At 40.5% G+C, this 15,832-nt stretch carries 18 protein-coding genes; 5 read left to right on the forward strand and 13 right to left on the reverse strand.

The features are described from left to right. The first annotated feature begins 165 nt into the window (after window positions 1-165). On the forward strand, window positions 166-1,155 hold the full coding sequence (locus J4526_06535; protein WFO74732.1) for a hypothetical protein: 990 nt from the start codon (window positions 166-168) through the stop codon (window positions 1,153-1,155). Between the two features lie 17 nt (window positions 1,156-1,172). Here J4526_06535 and J4526_06540 read toward each other — a convergent pair whose 3' ends face one another. From J4526_06540 to J4526_06550, 3 genes are read right to left on the reverse strand one after another with little or no spacing between them, the layout of a single operon-like run. Beyond that, a complete protein-coding gene (locus tag J4526_06540; protein WFO74733.1) occupies window positions 1,173-2,030 on the reverse strand; it encodes a GTP cyclohydrolase I FolE2 in 858 nt (285 codons plus the stop codon). Then, window positions 2,027-2,485 (reverse strand): 6-carboxytetrahydropterin synthase, encoded by a 459-nt coding sequence (locus tag J4526_06545; protein ID WFO74734.1) that lies wholly within the window; start codon window positions 2,483-2,485, stop codon window positions 2,027-2,029. The genes J4526_06540 and J4526_06545 overlap by 4 nt, the downstream gene beginning before the upstream one ends. A 46-nt stretch (window positions 2,486-2,531) precedes the next feature. Continuing rightward, window positions 2,532-3,335, reverse strand: a complete 804-nt coding sequence (locus J4526_06550) for a DUF115 domain-containing protein (GenBank protein WFO74735.1) — start codon at window positions 3,333-3,335, stop codon at window positions 2,532-2,534. Window positions 3,336-3,460: 125 nt separating this feature from the next. Here J4526_06550 and J4526_06555 point away from each other — a divergent pair, with 125 nt between their 5' ends. Then, on the forward strand, window positions 3,461-4,090 hold the full coding sequence (locus J4526_06555; GenBank protein WFO74736.1) for a DUF447 family protein: 630 nt from the start codon (window positions 3,461-3,463) through the stop codon (window positions 4,088-4,090). Window positions 4,091-4,165: 75 nt separating this feature from the next. On the opposite strand, the gene J4526_06560 is transcribed toward J4526_06555, so the two are convergent. The 4 genes from J4526_06560 to J4526_06575 form a co-directional block, all read right to left on the reverse strand. Then, window positions 4,166-4,318 (reverse strand): AbrB/MazE/SpoVT family DNA-binding domain-containing protein, encoded by a 153-nt coding sequence (locus tag J4526_06560; GenBank protein ID WFO74737.1) that lies wholly within the window; start codon window positions 4,316-4,318, stop codon window positions 4,166-4,168. Window positions 4,319-4,476: 158 nt separating this feature from the next. Beyond that, a complete protein-coding gene (locus tag J4526_06565) occupies window positions 4,477-5,265 on the reverse strand; it encodes a hypothetical protein (GenBank protein WFO74738.1) in 789 nt (262 codons plus the stop codon). Window positions 5,266-5,378: 113 nt separating this feature from the next. Next, entirely contained in the window at window positions 5,379-6,584 is a 1,206-nt protein-coding gene (locus J4526_06570) for an inorganic phosphate transporter (GenBank protein WFO74739.1), read from the reverse strand. A 148-nt stretch (window positions 6,585-6,732) separates the two neighbouring features. Continuing rightward, a complete protein-coding gene (locus tag J4526_06575) occupies window positions 6,733-7,950 on the reverse strand; it encodes a hypothetical protein (protein WFO74740.1) in 1,218 nt (405 codons plus the stop codon). Between the two features lie 162 nt (window positions 7,951-8,112). On the opposite strand from J4526_06575, the gene J4526_06580 reads away from it, so the two are divergent. Beyond that, window positions 8,113-9,372, forward strand: a complete 1,260-nt coding sequence (locus J4526_06580) for a family 1 glycosylhydrolase (GenBank protein WFO76362.1) — start codon at window positions 8,113-8,115, stop codon at window positions 9,370-9,372. 38 nt (window positions 9,373-9,410) lie between these two features. Here J4526_06580 and J4526_06585 read toward each other — a convergent pair whose 3' ends face one another. The 5 genes from J4526_06585 to J4526_06605 all read right to left on the reverse strand — a co-directional run bounded on the left by J4526_06585 (window position 9,411) and on the right by J4526_06605 (window position 11,717). Continuing rightward, window positions 9,411-10,028: an alpha/beta hydrolase gene (locus J4526_06585; protein WFO76363.1), complete on the reverse strand. Its 618-nt coding sequence runs from the start codon at window positions 10,026-10,028 to the stop codon at window positions 9,411-9,413. Window positions 10,029-10,232: 204 nt separating this feature from the next. Continuing rightward, window positions 10,233-10,637 carry a type II toxin-antitoxin system VapC family toxin gene (locus J4526_06590; GenBank protein ID WFO74741.1) on the reverse strand — a complete coding sequence of 135 codons (405 nt, stop codon included), beginning with the start codon at window positions 10,635-10,637 and terminating at the stop codon, window positions 10,233-10,235. Continuing rightward, window positions 10,634-10,888 (reverse strand): AbrB/MazE/SpoVT family DNA-binding domain-containing protein, encoded by a 255-nt coding sequence (locus tag J4526_06595; GenBank protein WFO74742.1) that lies wholly within the window; start codon window positions 10,886-10,888, stop codon window positions 10,634-10,636. The genes J4526_06590 and J4526_06595 overlap by 4 nt, the downstream gene beginning before the upstream one ends. 78 nt (window positions 10,889-10,966) lie before the next feature. Continuing rightward, window positions 10,967-11,317 (reverse strand): YjbQ family protein, encoded by a 351-nt coding sequence (locus tag J4526_06600; GenBank protein WFO76364.1) that lies wholly within the window; start codon window positions 11,315-11,317, stop codon window positions 10,967-10,969. Between the two features lie 13 nt (window positions 11,318-11,330). Further along, window positions 11,331-11,717, reverse strand: a complete 387-nt coding sequence (locus J4526_06605; GenBank protein ID WFO74743.1) for a YjbQ family protein — start codon at window positions 11,715-11,717, stop codon at window positions 11,331-11,333. Window positions 11,718-11,879: 162 nt separating this feature from the next. Here J4526_06605 and J4526_06610 point away from each other — a divergent pair, with 162 nt between their 5' ends. Further along, window positions 11,880-13,208 carry a TrpB-like pyridoxal phosphate-dependent enzyme gene (locus J4526_06610; GenBank protein ID WFO76365.1) on the forward strand — a complete coding sequence of 443 codons (1,329 nt, stop codon included), beginning with the start codon at window positions 11,880-11,882 and terminating at the stop codon, window positions 13,206-13,208. Window positions 13,209-13,314: 106 nt separating this feature from the next. After that, on the forward strand, window positions 13,315-15,414 hold the full coding sequence (locus J4526_06615; protein ID WFO74744.1) for a tRNA(Met) cytidine acetyltransferase: 2,100 nt from the start codon (window positions 13,315-13,317) through the stop codon (window positions 15,412-15,414). 54 nt (window positions 15,415-15,468) lie between these two features. On the opposite strand, the gene J4526_06620 is transcribed toward J4526_06615, so the two are convergent. After that, on the reverse strand, window positions 15,469-15,777 hold the full coding sequence (locus J4526_06620) for a hypothetical protein (GenBank protein ID WFO74745.1): 309 nt from the start codon (window positions 15,775-15,777) through the stop codon (window positions 15,469-15,471). Window positions 15,778-15,832: the final 55 nt, after the last annotated feature.

The raw sequence follows: 15,832 nt of genomic DNA on the forward strand, positions 1-15,832 counted from the left end.
CAGGGTCTTTATTAAATTCATTAGATCATGATTAAGTATTTTCCTCATTGGCTATTAATTTAGCTATGAGATACAATTTATAACTTTCAGTCCAATTTAATTGATGTAGTATATAGTACTGCTTACCTGTATTCACCTGGCTATCATGCTGATACGGGTGATGCTATGGTATTGGGTGTCCGCGTTGCCTCGTCTGCTCGTTTACACCTTGGTTTCTACAATATTCTTGGAGACGATATTGCTTACGGAGGGTTTGGTGTAGCTATAGATAAACCTAGAGTTGTTGTTGAAGCCTATCCAGTAGATAGTCAAGGTGTAATAGTTGAGGCGCCCTCTGCTGTAAGAGGTGTTGTTGAAAATGTTGCAAAAACTCTTAATGTCGATGGTGTTCGTGTTGTTGTCAAGGAGAGCATCCCTAGGCATGTTGGTCTTGGTTCTACTACACAGCTAGTCTTGGGCACAGCTGTTGCTTTATCGAGAGTTTTTGGACTTGATTACACGGTTAGAGAGCTTGCTGTAAAGCTTGGCAGAGGCTTTGTATCAGGTATTGGTATTGCTTGTTTTGAGAAAGGAGGTTTCGTAATGGATAGTGGAAGGAAAGTTGTAAACGGCAGAATAGAGAAGCCAAAAACAGTAAATGATCTCCCTAAACCTGTTATACAAGTAAGTGTTCCAGATAACTGGTACTTCATTATAGCAATACCTTGGGAGAAAAGAGGGCTTGAGGATAGGGAAGAAGAACCTCTTCTTTCGGCTCCAGAGAAACCCCCACATGACCTTCAAGAAGAAATCTATAGGAACTTTCTTCTGGGAATTCTTCCAGGTATAATGAATAATGACCCTGTTCTCTTTGGTAAAGCATTATCTAGAATACAGGTGCTTGTAGGCAAATATTTCTCTAAACATCAGGGAGGAATATTCTGTTGTAGTGAAACAGAACAGATTATAGAAGAGATGAAGAAATTAGGGGTACTAGGTTATGGGCAAAGCAGTTGGGGGCCGGTAGCCTATGGTCTTGTTTATGGGCAGGAGAAAGCACTTACCATCGCAAACAGTTTAACGAAATATGTTAAAGACACCGGCATAAAAGCAGATGTGGCAGTTGTAAAACCACGGAACCACGGTGCAAAGATAGAGTTCATAAACGTGAAGTAGTTTGTAATTTAATTCGTTTACTCTTTGTTTTCAAGAAAACGTCTCAGCTCTTTTAATGTATATTTTGTTTCGACAACAACATTATGTGGATGAATACTATCATAACTTTCAACATAGACGCCAATAATATCGTCATCTCTGCCTACTTGTGAGAGATATTCATAGAGATTTTTCAACACCTTCCTAGCAACATCTTCGGCAAACGAGGGATTGCTTAGTGCTTTCTTTATCATTTTGTACTCAGTTATTCTATCGAGATAACTCTTTAGCTCTACACTAAAGCTATTATTTAGTAATGATACAAGTTTATTGATGTCTAAATACATGTTGGCTGATTCAATCGAGACTTTTAGTAGTGTTCTCTGCATATGTGTAGGAGCGTTCTCGAGTGGAATATTCTCTATTGTACCAAACACCGCTTGTGCACATGGACATGCAGTTAATCCCTTTACAATAATAGTAGTCTTATACTTTACACCATTATTTCTGTTTATTCTAGCCTCCAGTACTAGCCTTAATGGATTCAGGTTCTCGGTAGTGTAATGTTTTGTCTCTAAAACAACGTCAACATATTGCGTGTAGGAATGTGTTTCAAGTAGTTTTTGGCCAAGATCGTTGATAAAGTCTTTGAAACAACCATACTTACCTTTATATGAGTCTTCAACTGTTTCATCAATAACCCTTATGAGTCTAGATAGATGTGCACCACGTTTACTTTCAGGGAGATGAATATATACTGACAACACTACATCATAATGGTTGTCTCCAATAACTATTCTCCTTTCAATATTTGAAACACCAACTCTACTAAGAGGTAATGGTATGGGGCTAACGCTATCCTGTATATCCGGGATCTCTTTCTTATCGATCTTCAATGTTCACCACTCCATTCTACTACAACATAGTTTCTTTCTCCCTCAAATAAACGAACTCTTACTGACATACCTAGTTTCTCATAGATTTTCCTAGCTATATCTAGTGCTATGTACTCTGTTGTAGCCTCCGGGTAGTCTATTGGTTTAATATCCTTGTTAAAGGGGCCTTCTATTACTATCTTTTCAAGATCTCTTTTTGGTACTATGATCTTGTGATCGTATTCTTTAATTATTTCTTTAACAACATTCTTTATGACCCCGAAATCAATAACCATTCCTGTCTCTGGATCTATTTCTCCTTCAACCTCGACATCAAGTCTAAACGTGTGTCCATGAAGGTTCATACATTTTTTGCTAATACCCTTAGTGTAATGACCTGCATCAAAAGTAAAGCCTTGCACCCCCACTACAATCTTCTTATTATGATTATTGTTATGGTGCAAGAACGCCACCATTGTTGGTCGTTTATCTAGCTAAGAGGTATCCCATCTACAGGATTGTTTATTGACTTGTTCTAATAAGCTTGACTAACTCACTGGAGCCAACGTGCTTTATACCTACTGGAGTATTTCGGGATAAACTATAGATCCTAGGATATCTTGATGAAGCATATGACAATAGGTTGTATGCTATTTCTAGTTTCTTCTTTTTCATAGTATTTGCCGGGACATTGTCTCTAAGCCAAGGTTTAGAATATTTCCCGACAATATTGCCGAGATCCATTCCAGCCAGCACTATCATCCTAGGGGACATTGATGCTGTGATGAAGACAGCGCGGTCGCCATCAGTGAACCCGCCGAAGTTCAGTACCGGGTATATTGGTTCTACTTGTGTTGTCCCAATGACTCTTCTTGTAATCCTTTTCATCTCAGGTACAATAGACTCTATTTTATCAATATTGTCTCCATGTCCGTGGGCGAAAACGTAAGCTCCTTTGGAAGCAGCATCAATAAGAACATCATCACCACCATCAAGGTCACTAACGATAATATGGGGTGTGATACCGTGTTCTAGAAGAGCTCTGGAAGCTCCGTCAGCAGCTACTAGTACAACGTGTTTAATCGTTAAAACACGTTTTTCCAGAAGCTCTTCTATATGCTGAGGTAACGAGGGTCCTGCACCGAATATGACTACATTCTTGTTTTTAACAAGGGCTTCAACATAGTTTAGAGATGGGGGGTTGTCTTTAAGTATTGAAGCTAGTATTACTGTTGCATACTTGTCTTTCTCAGGATCAAACCCCATGGTATCGATAATCGTTCTATACCATTTCATCCACTCAGATAAGCTAATCAAAGGCTTCATCACAAATCATCCATAGAGTATCCTCATCACGAGTTAATTATGTAGAACACAAATTATATACTCTGATAGTGGTAATACTCTTTGGCGATCTGTTGGTTCTCCCAAACAGTATCGTGGTGGAAAACATGGCGTATAAGAATATATTTGATTTGTTGTATAGGCTCGGCTTTAACTGCGAGACTTTTAGCGAAACAATTGTTGTTCTTGGCGATGAAAGAGAATACTATATATCGCCCTTGGGTGTGAAACTCCGTGGAGACAAGCTTGTTGCAAGAATTTTCAAGAACACCAAATTACATGAAATAATGACATCGCATTGTTGTGAATGCAGTATATGTGTAACAAGTGATCCACTAATGTTCTACAAGGCCGTCTTAGCCAAGAACTCGCTTAGAGTAATAGCTTCTAGAAGAGTAGCCGTACCAAGTGTAGATGGCTGCGATGCTTATGTTGAGGGAAGAGTTAGTGAGAAGAAGGATAAGGGGTTGTATACGGAGATTAGTATATCGCCTCTTGATGTATATTACGAGGAGAAACCTCCTTCAACGTATAATAGAGCTGGGCCAGCTATAATAGAGGCGCTTGTCTACTTAACGAAAATTCCTTATTTTGAAAAGAGTGAACAAGAACGCTTTTATACAAAGATCCTTTGGTGCCGTGAAATAGTCTATCATTCAAGTACTAGTGAGTTATTAAGAAGAATTATTGACGATATTGTGGCAAGGGCGAAGAGCATTATTGGCCGAGAAAAATAGCTTAACGGAAAAACTGTGTGTTATTTAAAAAAGATTGGATTTTCATACATTACTATGGGCAGTATCTTATTATGGTTACTCGCTTACTTTCTCAATGACAATTTTGCCTTCTTCTACACGAGCAACTAGTTTCTCGCCAGGGTTACCTCCAATTGCTACAACAAGTCTCTTGGGTACAACAACGTATCCTCTGCTTGAAATCTTTATTGTTGCCTTTCTTGCGGGCATATCTCACACCCCATCGGGATCCCTTTTTCTCGTATCAATAAGGATCTATTATTGTGTGGCTTATATTTCCAGCGGTGATCACCTATATAGTCTTAGAGATAACAGTCGATACAAAGTGTATATTATTTTAAATATTGTCTAAATAATTTAGACAAAAACTATCTATGGTTGCGTGGATTTGCTATAACGTATTTAGTTGAACATCTCATTATGGAGTGAGTTCCATGACCTAGTTTGATTAGTTTCATAACCTCGTTTTCATTATCTATTCTTATGGATGCCACGTAGTCTATTCCTTTCTCAAATAATATATCGGGGATTAATTGTGCCGATGGGCCTACCAATATTTTTACTGGTCTACTCGGCATGATCGATAGGATGTATTCAAGAGTATTTGTAGATAATGAGGCTCCCGATATGAAAATATAGTCACTGTCTCTAGCCAATTCCTTAACCATACTATCATGGTATACTCTTTCACCATACAAAACAGGGTTTCTCTCAACAACACGGTATTCAACATGCTTCTCTTCAAGCCTACGTGCGATAGGTTTTATGAAGCCGATGAGCAGAGCTATTGAACCAGGTTTGACATCGACTATGTCTATGATATCCTTGTTAAAGAAAATCCTGTATTGTTTATACATGTTTTTCTTGAATAAGTAGTACTGGCTTAAAGCATTCAATACAGAAATACCAGCTATTCTCTCGGTAATATGTAGTGATGAGAGAAATTCTTTGATCTCATGATATTCAGGTATTTTTGAAGGAAATACTCTGTAATTGGCAACTTCGCTGATATTAGTGTAAACAATCCCTAGGGAGCGCCCGTAAACTCCTTCCACTAGTGCATAAGTGTATCTGATTCCATAGCACAAGTCTTTGACAATAATCTTGTCTTCATTAAGGGTTTTCATGATCCTGTTTAGCGTACTCAATAACACCATGGCATAACACCTTGCTGAACTGGTTAATTGTCATTTATACAGTTATGTAGACGCTATTAGTTTTTGCAGGAGAAACTAGTTAAACACCTGGTTAAACATATTTCGCGAAAGAATTATATCATGATGTTTATGAGATAGAAAATACCCCATGCTATGCCTGCTACTGCTGGGAATGCTATAAAACTCCATGACATTATCTTGGCAAGGGTTCTTATATTCACGCTTTCTATTCCGCGGGCGAATCCTACCCCAGCAACACCACCTACTATAGCTATTGTTGACGATACTGGTAAACCTAGTCTAGTGACTATGAGTGTCGCTATAGATCCAGCGAATTGGGCTGTGAAGGCTGTTTCCGTACTTAATGTCGTTATTTTTTCTCCAATAGTTTCTACAACACGTTGTCCCCACATTAGTATCCCTATCGCTATTCCTGCTGCCGATAATGCAAGTGCTTCAATTGGTATGGTTATAGTTCCTGATGGAACACCTCCCTTGTAAACAGCATATAAGACTCCTGCAAGGGGACCTGCAGAGTTAGCTACATCATGGGCACCATGGCTAAATGCCATTGCTGCTGCTGATACCACTAATAGTACCTTGAATACTGTTTTCCTTGCTTGCACGGGTTCTCTAGGAGTTATCTTTGAAACAATAATATGGTAGAGTACTGTTATGATCATTGATGCAAGTAATGTTATCCCTATAGCCCATAATAGATCGCTTGCTCTTAGAGTCTTAACGCATAGCAGGAATGTTGTAGAGAATACAAGTGTAAACATTAGTATGTCGGATGCTAGAAGTAATTGTTTTCTCTCAAGACTCTCGAATTTCTTGGATAAGTATTTGTGGAGCCCCATGGCTATTCCGGCGGACATGAATGGTAGGATTAGCCATGCAGTTATAATTGCGGTGATTTTACTCCAGTTAATACCACCTACTCCGAGGGTAGCTAGGCCAAAACCCATTACGCCTCCTACTATTGCCTGGCTTATACTCATTGGTATCTTAAACCATGTGGCTACTATAACCCATATTCCTGTTGCCAGCAGAGCAGAGATCATTCCATAGACTACTATTGATGGGTCATTAAATACACTTGTATCAACAATACCCTTGAGTAGCGTTACTGACACGAATTTTCCAAACAACATGGCGCCGATGAAGTCAAAAGTAGCGGCTAAGTAGAGTGCTTTCCTTAGGTCTAGTGCTCGGGATCCAACGGCTGTTCCTATGGCGTTAGCAGCATTGTTAGCCCCGTTAATCCATGCTACAAGGAATGCGGCCATACATCCCAGTATAAGCCATGTTATCTCCATGTTTACGGTTCATCTCCAACTCGTTATTAGTGTCCTTATAGTGTAACTGTCATTATTGTATATTCGTGTATGTATTATATGTAGAAGACTATACGTAAAAATGTTTTGAATAAATATAAATGAAAAACTCAAAGATCTGTTGTTAAAGTCAATTGGTATCTAGTTTAAGTCTTGCTAAGTGTGCAAAGAACTTGGCTTCATTTTTGATGTCTTCGGGTACAACAATATAGTGGTTACCCATTGGATCATCAAGTATTTTACGGGAGTTACTGGTTTTCACGACAACTTGTGTTCTACAGAGCATTCTACTAATCGGCTCGCCTGTAATCAAGTCTCCTACTATAACTCTTAGTCTGTCAAGTTTTGGAGAAATCTTGATTAAACTCACTCTTTTAGTCTTCACATATCCTTCGACGCCAACGCTTTTGTTTGTCTCAAAGTGTGTATCGAGAGAATAGTTTTCCACGAGGTTAAACGCTATTGTACAGTGGGCTAGCTGTATTTCGTCATCGAGGATCCAGGCTACGTTAGCTAGGAAACCTGTGTATCCTGTTAGTAGCTGTGATATAAGCATCGTTATAGCGGCTGGGACATCGCCTTCGCAACCAGCAATAATTCCTTCACTATTAAGCATGGCTAGTGCTAGGCATGCTGATACATTATGTCTAAGTATGAGATCAAAGCATTTTATAGTGAATCCAGCTAAATTATATTCTTCAACGAGTTTCTTGAGAGCAATATATACCTTAACCGCCTTTACAACACTTTCCCGTGGAACACGAACATCGATAGCATTGTTAATAATCTTATCTACATACTGTGATGTTTCTTCATCGCTTATACTGTTAATTAATTCAATGAGTTTATCCAAAGGTATCTCGACAAGCTCTATGCCAAGTTTTTTCAGAGAATCTCTTTCAACCCTACTATAGACAAGCCAATGCGATACACCGCCAATAACACCTATTCGTGCACCACGTAGTTTCATCCAAGCTTTAACAGCCTTAACGAAAGACTTGACATCGTAGACAGGGTCTTCTAGAGAGGCGATCCATACGAGCTTGTTTTCTTCCCGAAGCTTTGAGTAGGCTTCAAGTGTTGCTGGTAGACTATTCATTCTGTCATGGGCTATGAGTAACACGGGTTTGTCCTCGTTGGCTATCTCCAGTGCTATGTGTTCGCTGCCACCAGTAACAACAAGAACGACGTATGCATCAAAACCTCTTGGTACATCCTGTGGTCTAGTTACGAGATCGAATACCTCGTCTACATAGGGTTCTATTTTATCTCTATACCTTCTGACAACCAGATCAACTGCTCTCTTGTCGTGTATAGGTGAAGCTATGGGTACAAATAATATCTTCATGAATAAAACACCACACTATACGAGAGTATACAAAACATGTCATCTCATAATCATCTTGTTCCAGAGTATATGCTTAGTTTTTATTGTAGCTTAGTACAATATATTTCTTGTTGAGCAATACGTTATAATTCAAATAGAACAGAGGGAGTAGTCTTGCCTCTCATGTTTCCCGAGTACTTCCTGTTTGGTACAGCAACCTCTTCTCATCAGATCGAGGGAGATAACATCTATAATGACTGGTGGGATTGGGAGCAAAAAGGGAAAGTAAGGCATAAGTCTGGTAAGGCATGTAATCACTGGGAGCTATACCGTGAAGACATAGAGCTTATGGCTAAACTAGGGTTTAACGCCTATAGGTTCTCTATTGAGTGGAGCCGTATCTTTCCACGTAAAAACGAAGAGAACCCGGATGCTCTGGAGAGGTACAAGGAGATTGTTAGACTGCTTAGAGAAAAGAATATCGAGCCAATGGTTACTCTCCACCATTTTACAAACCCTAGGTGGTTTATTGAAGAAGGTGGGTGGCTTAAGAAAGATAACATCAGATATTTTCTTGACTACGTAGAGCTTGTTGTCAATGAGCTTAAAGACGTTGATTTATGGGTGACATTCAATGAACCCATAGTCTATGTGCTCATGGGTTATGTGTGGGGTAAATGGCCCCCGGGTATAAAATCTATGGGTAAAGCAGGGGTAGTAGAAGTAAACATCTATAGAGCTCATGCAGAAGCCGTGAAGATCATTAGAGAACATGGTAGGAAAGCTGGTATTGTAAAGAATCTTGTTGCATTTAAACCATATTCTGAGAAGAAACGCGATATGGCTGCCTACAAGAGAGCCGAGCACATCTACAATTGGGCTTTCCTAGATGCCATGGAGACTGGTGTGCTGAGACTATTACGTGGAGTAGCCAAAGTACCCCAAGTAAAAATAGATTTCATAGGAGTCAACTACTACACTGGATACATTGTAAAACACTCTTGGAACCCCTTCAAGATGTTCATGGATACAAGACCTCTTGACACTGGAGAATGGACTACAATGGGCTATTGCGTATACCCTAAGGGATTGTATGAGGTACTCAAGAAGACTCATGAACGGTACAATAAGACAATTTATGTGACCGAGAATGGAGTAGCTACAGAAGACGATGAGTTTAGAATACGGGCGATAATAAGACACCTCCAGTACCTACATAAAGCACTAAATGAGGGAGTAGATGTCAAAGGGTACTTCTACTGGAGTCTTCTAGACAACTTTGAGTGGGCTGAAGGCTATACACAGAAATTCGGTATAGTAGAAGTAGACTTCACTACATTCGAGAGAAAACCAAGAAGAAGCGCATACATATACGGCGAAATAGCTCGCTGTAAGAAAATAAGCGATGAACTTTTAGAAAAATATGGAGTAAAAGAAAACTAAGTGCTAGAAAGAGAAACACCGGTAACGGCGTATTACGCTTAAGGTATTCTGCTATGTATTTCCCTGTATAGTTCGAGAAGGTCTTGCTTGAATCTCTCTGGGTATGTTAGGTATGCAGGGTGCTCCGCATCCTCATATATTATGAGTTTGGATCTCTCAAAATGTGATGCCAGTTTCTTCATCTCCTCCAACTCTACGATCTTATCTTTTGTACCATAGATTATGTAGACAGGCACCTTGAGGTTCTTGTAGTTCTTCACCAGATTAGGATCAAGCCCATGGACTGGTGCTATAAGCATTAATCCAAGAACAGGATTCTCCACACTATACTTTAGAGCTATGTATCCTCCAAGACTAGCGCCAACAAGAACAGGATGTATACCACCGCCAAATATCCCGTGAATAGCTTCTCTAACCACCATGACATTCTCATCTGGATCCCTTGACTTCGGGTTACACTTACTCTTCAAGCCATAAGGCATATCTAGAGCCAGGAACGGGATATTGTTTTCCTCAAGAACCTTCAGCACGTTTATATCATTCCATACATCACTAGTAAACATATATCCGTGAAGGAATACTATCGGTGCACCAGGCACATTATTTATAAAAGCTCTACATCTAAAACGACCAAGACTGAGAATATCCCTTAACAGACTCTCCACCTCAGGTAAATTCTTAGTTAAAAAATAAATTATGCGTTTTTGTTCTTTAAGCAATGTTTAAATGGAGAACTTATTCATGAACAAAGCATTGGATAAATAGTAAAACAAGTCAATAACATTAGTTTTTCCTATAGATTTTCCATATGTTATCTTCAAGGTTTTATAAATGGAAAAGGATTACCTTGAGTTGACGGGTTAATATATCCATAGTCTTTTCACATGGGTTTTATCAAAGTCTTTGTCTTCGCTGGCTATTGCCTGTAATCCATTTACTTCTATTGTAGCTAAGTGTATTGCATCAGATGGTTTTAGCCCGTATTTGGTCATGTATTCTCTAGCTTTCAGGTATTCGTCGAGACCTATGGGTAGTATTTCTATATAGGGCACTACGGCTCTGTCAATAAACTCTATTGTCTCGGTTACTGGTACATCGTACTTTTTCTTGGAGATATATATTGTCTCATCGAGAACAAGGATATTGGTATATATGTCATGGTTTAATAGAAGGTCAAGCCAGAACTGTTCCACTAGTCTTGCTTCGTTTTCTGGTAATTTGACGTTTAAGTATATGAGTAGGCTTGCATCAACAAATATCTTCATGAATCAAACTCCTCTTCAAGATCTATTTTAGCTAGGTCGCCAAGTCTCGCTTCTTTACCCTGTAGTTTTCTTCTCCTCTCTCTTATCCACTTGATTACTTGACTGGGGTCCTCAACACCACGTATTATTAAGCCATTTTCCGTGGGCTCAATTATTGCATAACCTCCTTCTTTTATTCTATAGGCTTCCCTGAAAACTTTTGGGATAACTATTTGGCCCTTGGGACCAACTTTAACCCTTAGTTTAACCACAGGTATCACCTTGTATAACTACTGGTTATACACTATTATAAGTAACTCCAAACTTAAACAGGATTCTCTCCAAAATACCTAGTCTCCTGTAATCCATAGGTGTATTGTTCTCTTATGATTGTATACAGGCCTTGTTTCTAGGAAGAATACATTGTATTCCTTCGGGATCATTAGCTTGCGGTTTTTAAACACAATGGGTTTTACTGTTGATAGGACTGTTGATCTGAGGTGTGCATAAGCGTTACCATGTCTCCAGCCGTAGACTGGTATGTTTTCTCTAAGCCATTTATCGATCAAGTCTAAATCATTATCTCTCGCTATTATTATCGCTGGCGTAGCTCCTTTAGCGTGAATCCATACTACACCATTGCTGAGACCATGTTTCTCTATGGCTTCTTCTATTTTGTCTCTCAGAGGAAAGTAGCTCATTGGACCATGTGTCCTAATTTCTATCTTCTCTAAAACTGCCTTCAAGAACGAACACCACCCTCTTTTCTCCTTTAACCCTACTTAAGTCGATGAACACGATGTGTTTGAAGACGCCCTGACTAAGCTCTCCATTCTCTACTGGTATAGCTACTGATTTACCCAGCAACGCCTCGGCTACAGCTGGGCTTTCTAGCTTCTCTATGAAATCCTCGAGATCCTTTAGTAGCTCTGGTTCATACTCGATCATAGTCACAATTGTTCTTGACTCGGGTGCATGGGCCAATATTATTCCATCCACTAGACCATAAGACCCAACGACCTCTACTACAATGGGGGTTAAATCAATAGCTGTATAGCCAGGTGAATCAATCTTTTTCTCAACAATCAACTGCTTGATCAATTCATAGCACCCAGAGTGTGTTTACACACTGGTATTGTTTTGAATACAGTGTCCTAGCCGGTATATAAGGTAGTTTAAACCCGATATGACATAGTCCTGTTCGAAAGATTTATATATTATTTGGTGGGTGTAAAGTGGGTGAGGTGGTTTTATGCAGCGCCAATGGCTTTAATTCCATCTAGACTCCGTGAGGAAATACTCCCTTCTAAATGGTATAATATCCTTCCTAGACTACCAGAGAAGCTACCACCCTACATAAAACCCGATGGCAGCGCAGTCAAGCCTAGTGAACTACAGCGCGTATTCGCTAGAGAGCTTGTTAGGCAAGAGTTCTCAGATCAAGTATACATTGATATCCCTAGCGATGTTCGTGAAGCATATCTCGAGATCGGTAGGCCCACGCCTTTACTCAGGGCACGGAGACTAGAAGAATACCTTGATACGAAGACAAGGATCTACTTCAAGTACGAGGGAGCAACACCCACGGGAAGCCATAAGGTGAATACTGCTCTCGCCCAAGCATACTACAATATGATCGATGGCATCGAGAGACTCGTGACAGAGACTGGTGCAGGACAATGGGGTAGTGCACTGGCTTTTGCGGGCAGGTTCTTTGGCTTGAAAGTAAGGGTCTACATGGTTCGTGTCAGCTATATGCAGAAACCGTATCGCAGGACAGTTATGGAGATCTATGGAGCCGAAGTATATCCGAGTCCAAGCACGGTAACCGAGATCGGTAGGAAGATTCTCGAGGAAGAACCAGATCACCCCGGTAGCCTCGGTATAGCCATTAGTGAAGCAATATGGGACGTCCTTAACGACGAGAAAGCACGTTACTGCCTAGGCAGCGTCTTGAACCATGTTCTAATGCACCAGACAATAATAGGTCTTGAAGCCAAGAAGCAGATGGAGCTACTATACGGTGAATACCCCGACATTATCATCGGGTGTGTCGGCGGCGGAAGTAATTTTGCTGGCCTAGCCTACCCGTTCCTAGATGACAGACTGTCGGGGAAGACAGACACTGAATTCATAGCAGTAGAACCTAGGGCAGCTCCAAGTCTTACACGAGGCGTCTACAAGTACGATTATGGTGATACAGCCGGTTTAACGCCGTTACTCAAGATGTTCACGCTAGGACACAAATATAGAGTACCACCAATACATGCTGGAGGCCTAAGATATCATGGTATGGCTCCAACAATAAGTCTACTATACAAACTAGGGTACATTAAGGCGGTAGCCTATCACCAAACAGAAGTACTGGAGGCAGCAAAGTTATTCGCCCAATTAGAGGGAATAATACCAGCACCAGAGTCAGCTCATGCAATAAAAGCTGTTATTGACATTGCTAGGAAGTACAGGAATGAAAGGAAGACGATATTATTCAACTTAAGTGGCCACGGTCTATTAGATCTAATGGCGTATAGGCAGTTGCTCGATGGGAAACTAGAGGACTACGAGCCAACTGAAATAAAAATAGAGTACTAAGACAAGAACAGGCTTCTTTTTTAACTCATCATTACAAAGCATTGTTATCAAAGAGCTTTTATTATGGATAACGGGAAGTAGTTCTATGGTTTTTGGAGGTGTCTCTTTGGTTATCACTGATTTTATTGCTAAGGCATGCCGGCATGGCTGGAGAGCCCTTGTTGTATCCATTGGTTCTATTAACGATCTCGCTATGATGCTTAAGGAAGAGGATCTACGCATAGGTCTTTGTATTAGTAGGCAAGAAAAGAGTATCGAGCAATGCGGGAACGTTGTGGGGTTCCGGGAGGCACACCGGCTTATTGGCGGGGAATACGAGAGTGTTGCTTTGTTTCTTGAGGGTGTTCGTGGTTGGCCTGGTAATTTGTTGGCTGCTGTCACAGAGCTTGTTTCGTCTCATGGTTTCTTCTTGGTGCAAGTACCACGAGAACTGGCTTCAACAAGGTTTGGGAGATACTTTATTGATTGTGCGAGATCTTCTAGAAACGTGCTCGTTATAGATAATGGAAGAGTGATTTATAGGAGCATAGTTGAAGACAAACCTGTTTACCCTGCGAAGCCAAGGCCTGTTAGCAAGGATAGGTTTGTCAGGAGACTCGAGGAACTCGCTGTTAACGAGGAGCAAGCTAGGGTCATAAGGATTTACCCTAGGTTTCTCTATGGTAGCGAGAAGCTATTTCTTATCCACGGCGATCGTGGTAGGGGTAAGAGTAGTATAATGGGGCTTCTAGCTGCCTATACTATGGTGAGGAAACCCGGCAGGTACATCGTGACGAGCCATAGCCTTGTCTCGGTACAGAGTTTCTTCAGGATGCTGGTCAAGGGCTTAGAGAAGCTATCGGTGAAACCTCTCGTGTATAAGAAGAAGGATCTTATACAGGGAGTGTCCACAGGGTCTTCATCAATAAAATATGTTGAGCCATGGCTTGTACGGGAAGACAGCGGTAAACCATTGTTTGTCGATGAAGCAGCTGGGGTTGGTGTTGCACGTGTTAGACGATGGTATAGGAGGGTAGGGAAGCTTGTTGCATCATCTACCATCCATGGATACGAGGGTAGTGGCAGGGTTTTGTTGAAACTTCTGAACGAATACTTCCGCAGATCAATTGTTATGAAACTAGTGTATCCAGTAAGGTATCCTCCACAGGATCCTCTTGAAGAATTTCTCTACAAGGTATTCCATCTTGATGCAGAACCTCCTGAAATAAGAGAAGTAGCTGAACCACTAAACTACAAGACTATAAGGCAACAAGAACTAGCGTCAAACTATGATCTCTTGAGAAAAGTCTATGGACTACTTGTGACAGCACACTATAGGAACGAGCCTGACGATCTTGTTCTTCTACTCGATACAGACTATTTCGATCTAAGGGTAGTAATTGACTCTATGGGTAACGTTGTTGCCGTAGCACAGTTGAGAGTTGAAGAAGCACTACCTGGCACGGAGCCATCGAAACTAGCTGACCTAGGGTACAGGATTGTCGACAAACTTGACAGGTATGGTATATATGAACGGGTTACCGGCACGAGGATCTGGAGGATCGTACGTATAGCAGTTACTCCACCACTACAACGCAAGGGCATAGGCTCGAGGCTACTCAACTACATCGAGAATGAAGCATCTGAGAAAAACATTAGCGCTATTGCAGCAATATTCTCTGGATTCAACATCATAAGGTTTTGGCTGAAAAACAACTATACACCAATATACATTAGCCCAAGATACAATAGGATCACGGGAGAGAAGAACATTATTGTACTAAAGCCTCTTGACGGTAAGTGGAAGAATATAGAGGAAGTATTAGGCAAAATAATGTTCAGTACAATACATTATGCAGGACACATCCTCTTCAGGGATCTCTCGGCAGAGAAGACAAGCACAATAATGCGCTACCTTATGGAGAAAGGTCTTGCTAGAGAAATAGGTATTGAAGTAACTTGTAAAAGACTAGAAAAATACCTTGAAGGAAATCTCTATCATGAGTCAATAGTAGACATCCTCTATAATTATATAAAAGGTATTAATATAGAAGACGTTAATGACCAAGAACTCCTCCTTATTACAGCCCGGCTTATACAGGGAAAAACGATCTCTGATATAGCGAAAATTCTCGGTAAGCAATTGAAGCAAACAGAGGAACTAGTCGAGAAGACTATGAGGAAATTAGCACAACAACTACACAGCACACTTTGTCATAGACAATAGTATTGGTTTAGGTGTATTCAGCTACATCATGCCACTATTGTATGTTGAAGAATACTATAACCCAAATCTCTTTAGTATCTTGCCTGCTTTGAATATCATTCTCAGTATAAGCAGTAGTATACCAATAACTATTATGAGTAACAGTATTACAAAGAACGCCAATAAGCCTCCTAGGGCTCCCACGAATCCACCCATGTATGGTGACAGCAGGTACCCGACAACTATGCCGAGGAGAAAGAATAGTAGACCGCCAAGGCTTATCCCTACATGTAATCCCTTGGTATTCTTTGTTAGAACCCGGTCTACAATAACACCAGCAATAAAACATATGGTTCCTATTAACGTGATAAATAGCCAGTCCAACTAGCCATAACCTCCAGGTCTAGATCTATGGTTAGCATGTGATAAAACATTTTCT

Source organism: Desulfurococcaceae archaeon MEX13E-LK6-19 (assembly GCA_029637525.1).
In the GTDB taxonomy this organism is placed as follows: Archaea; Thermoproteota; Thermoprotei_A; order Sulfolobales; family Desulfurococcaceae; genus MEX13ELK6-19.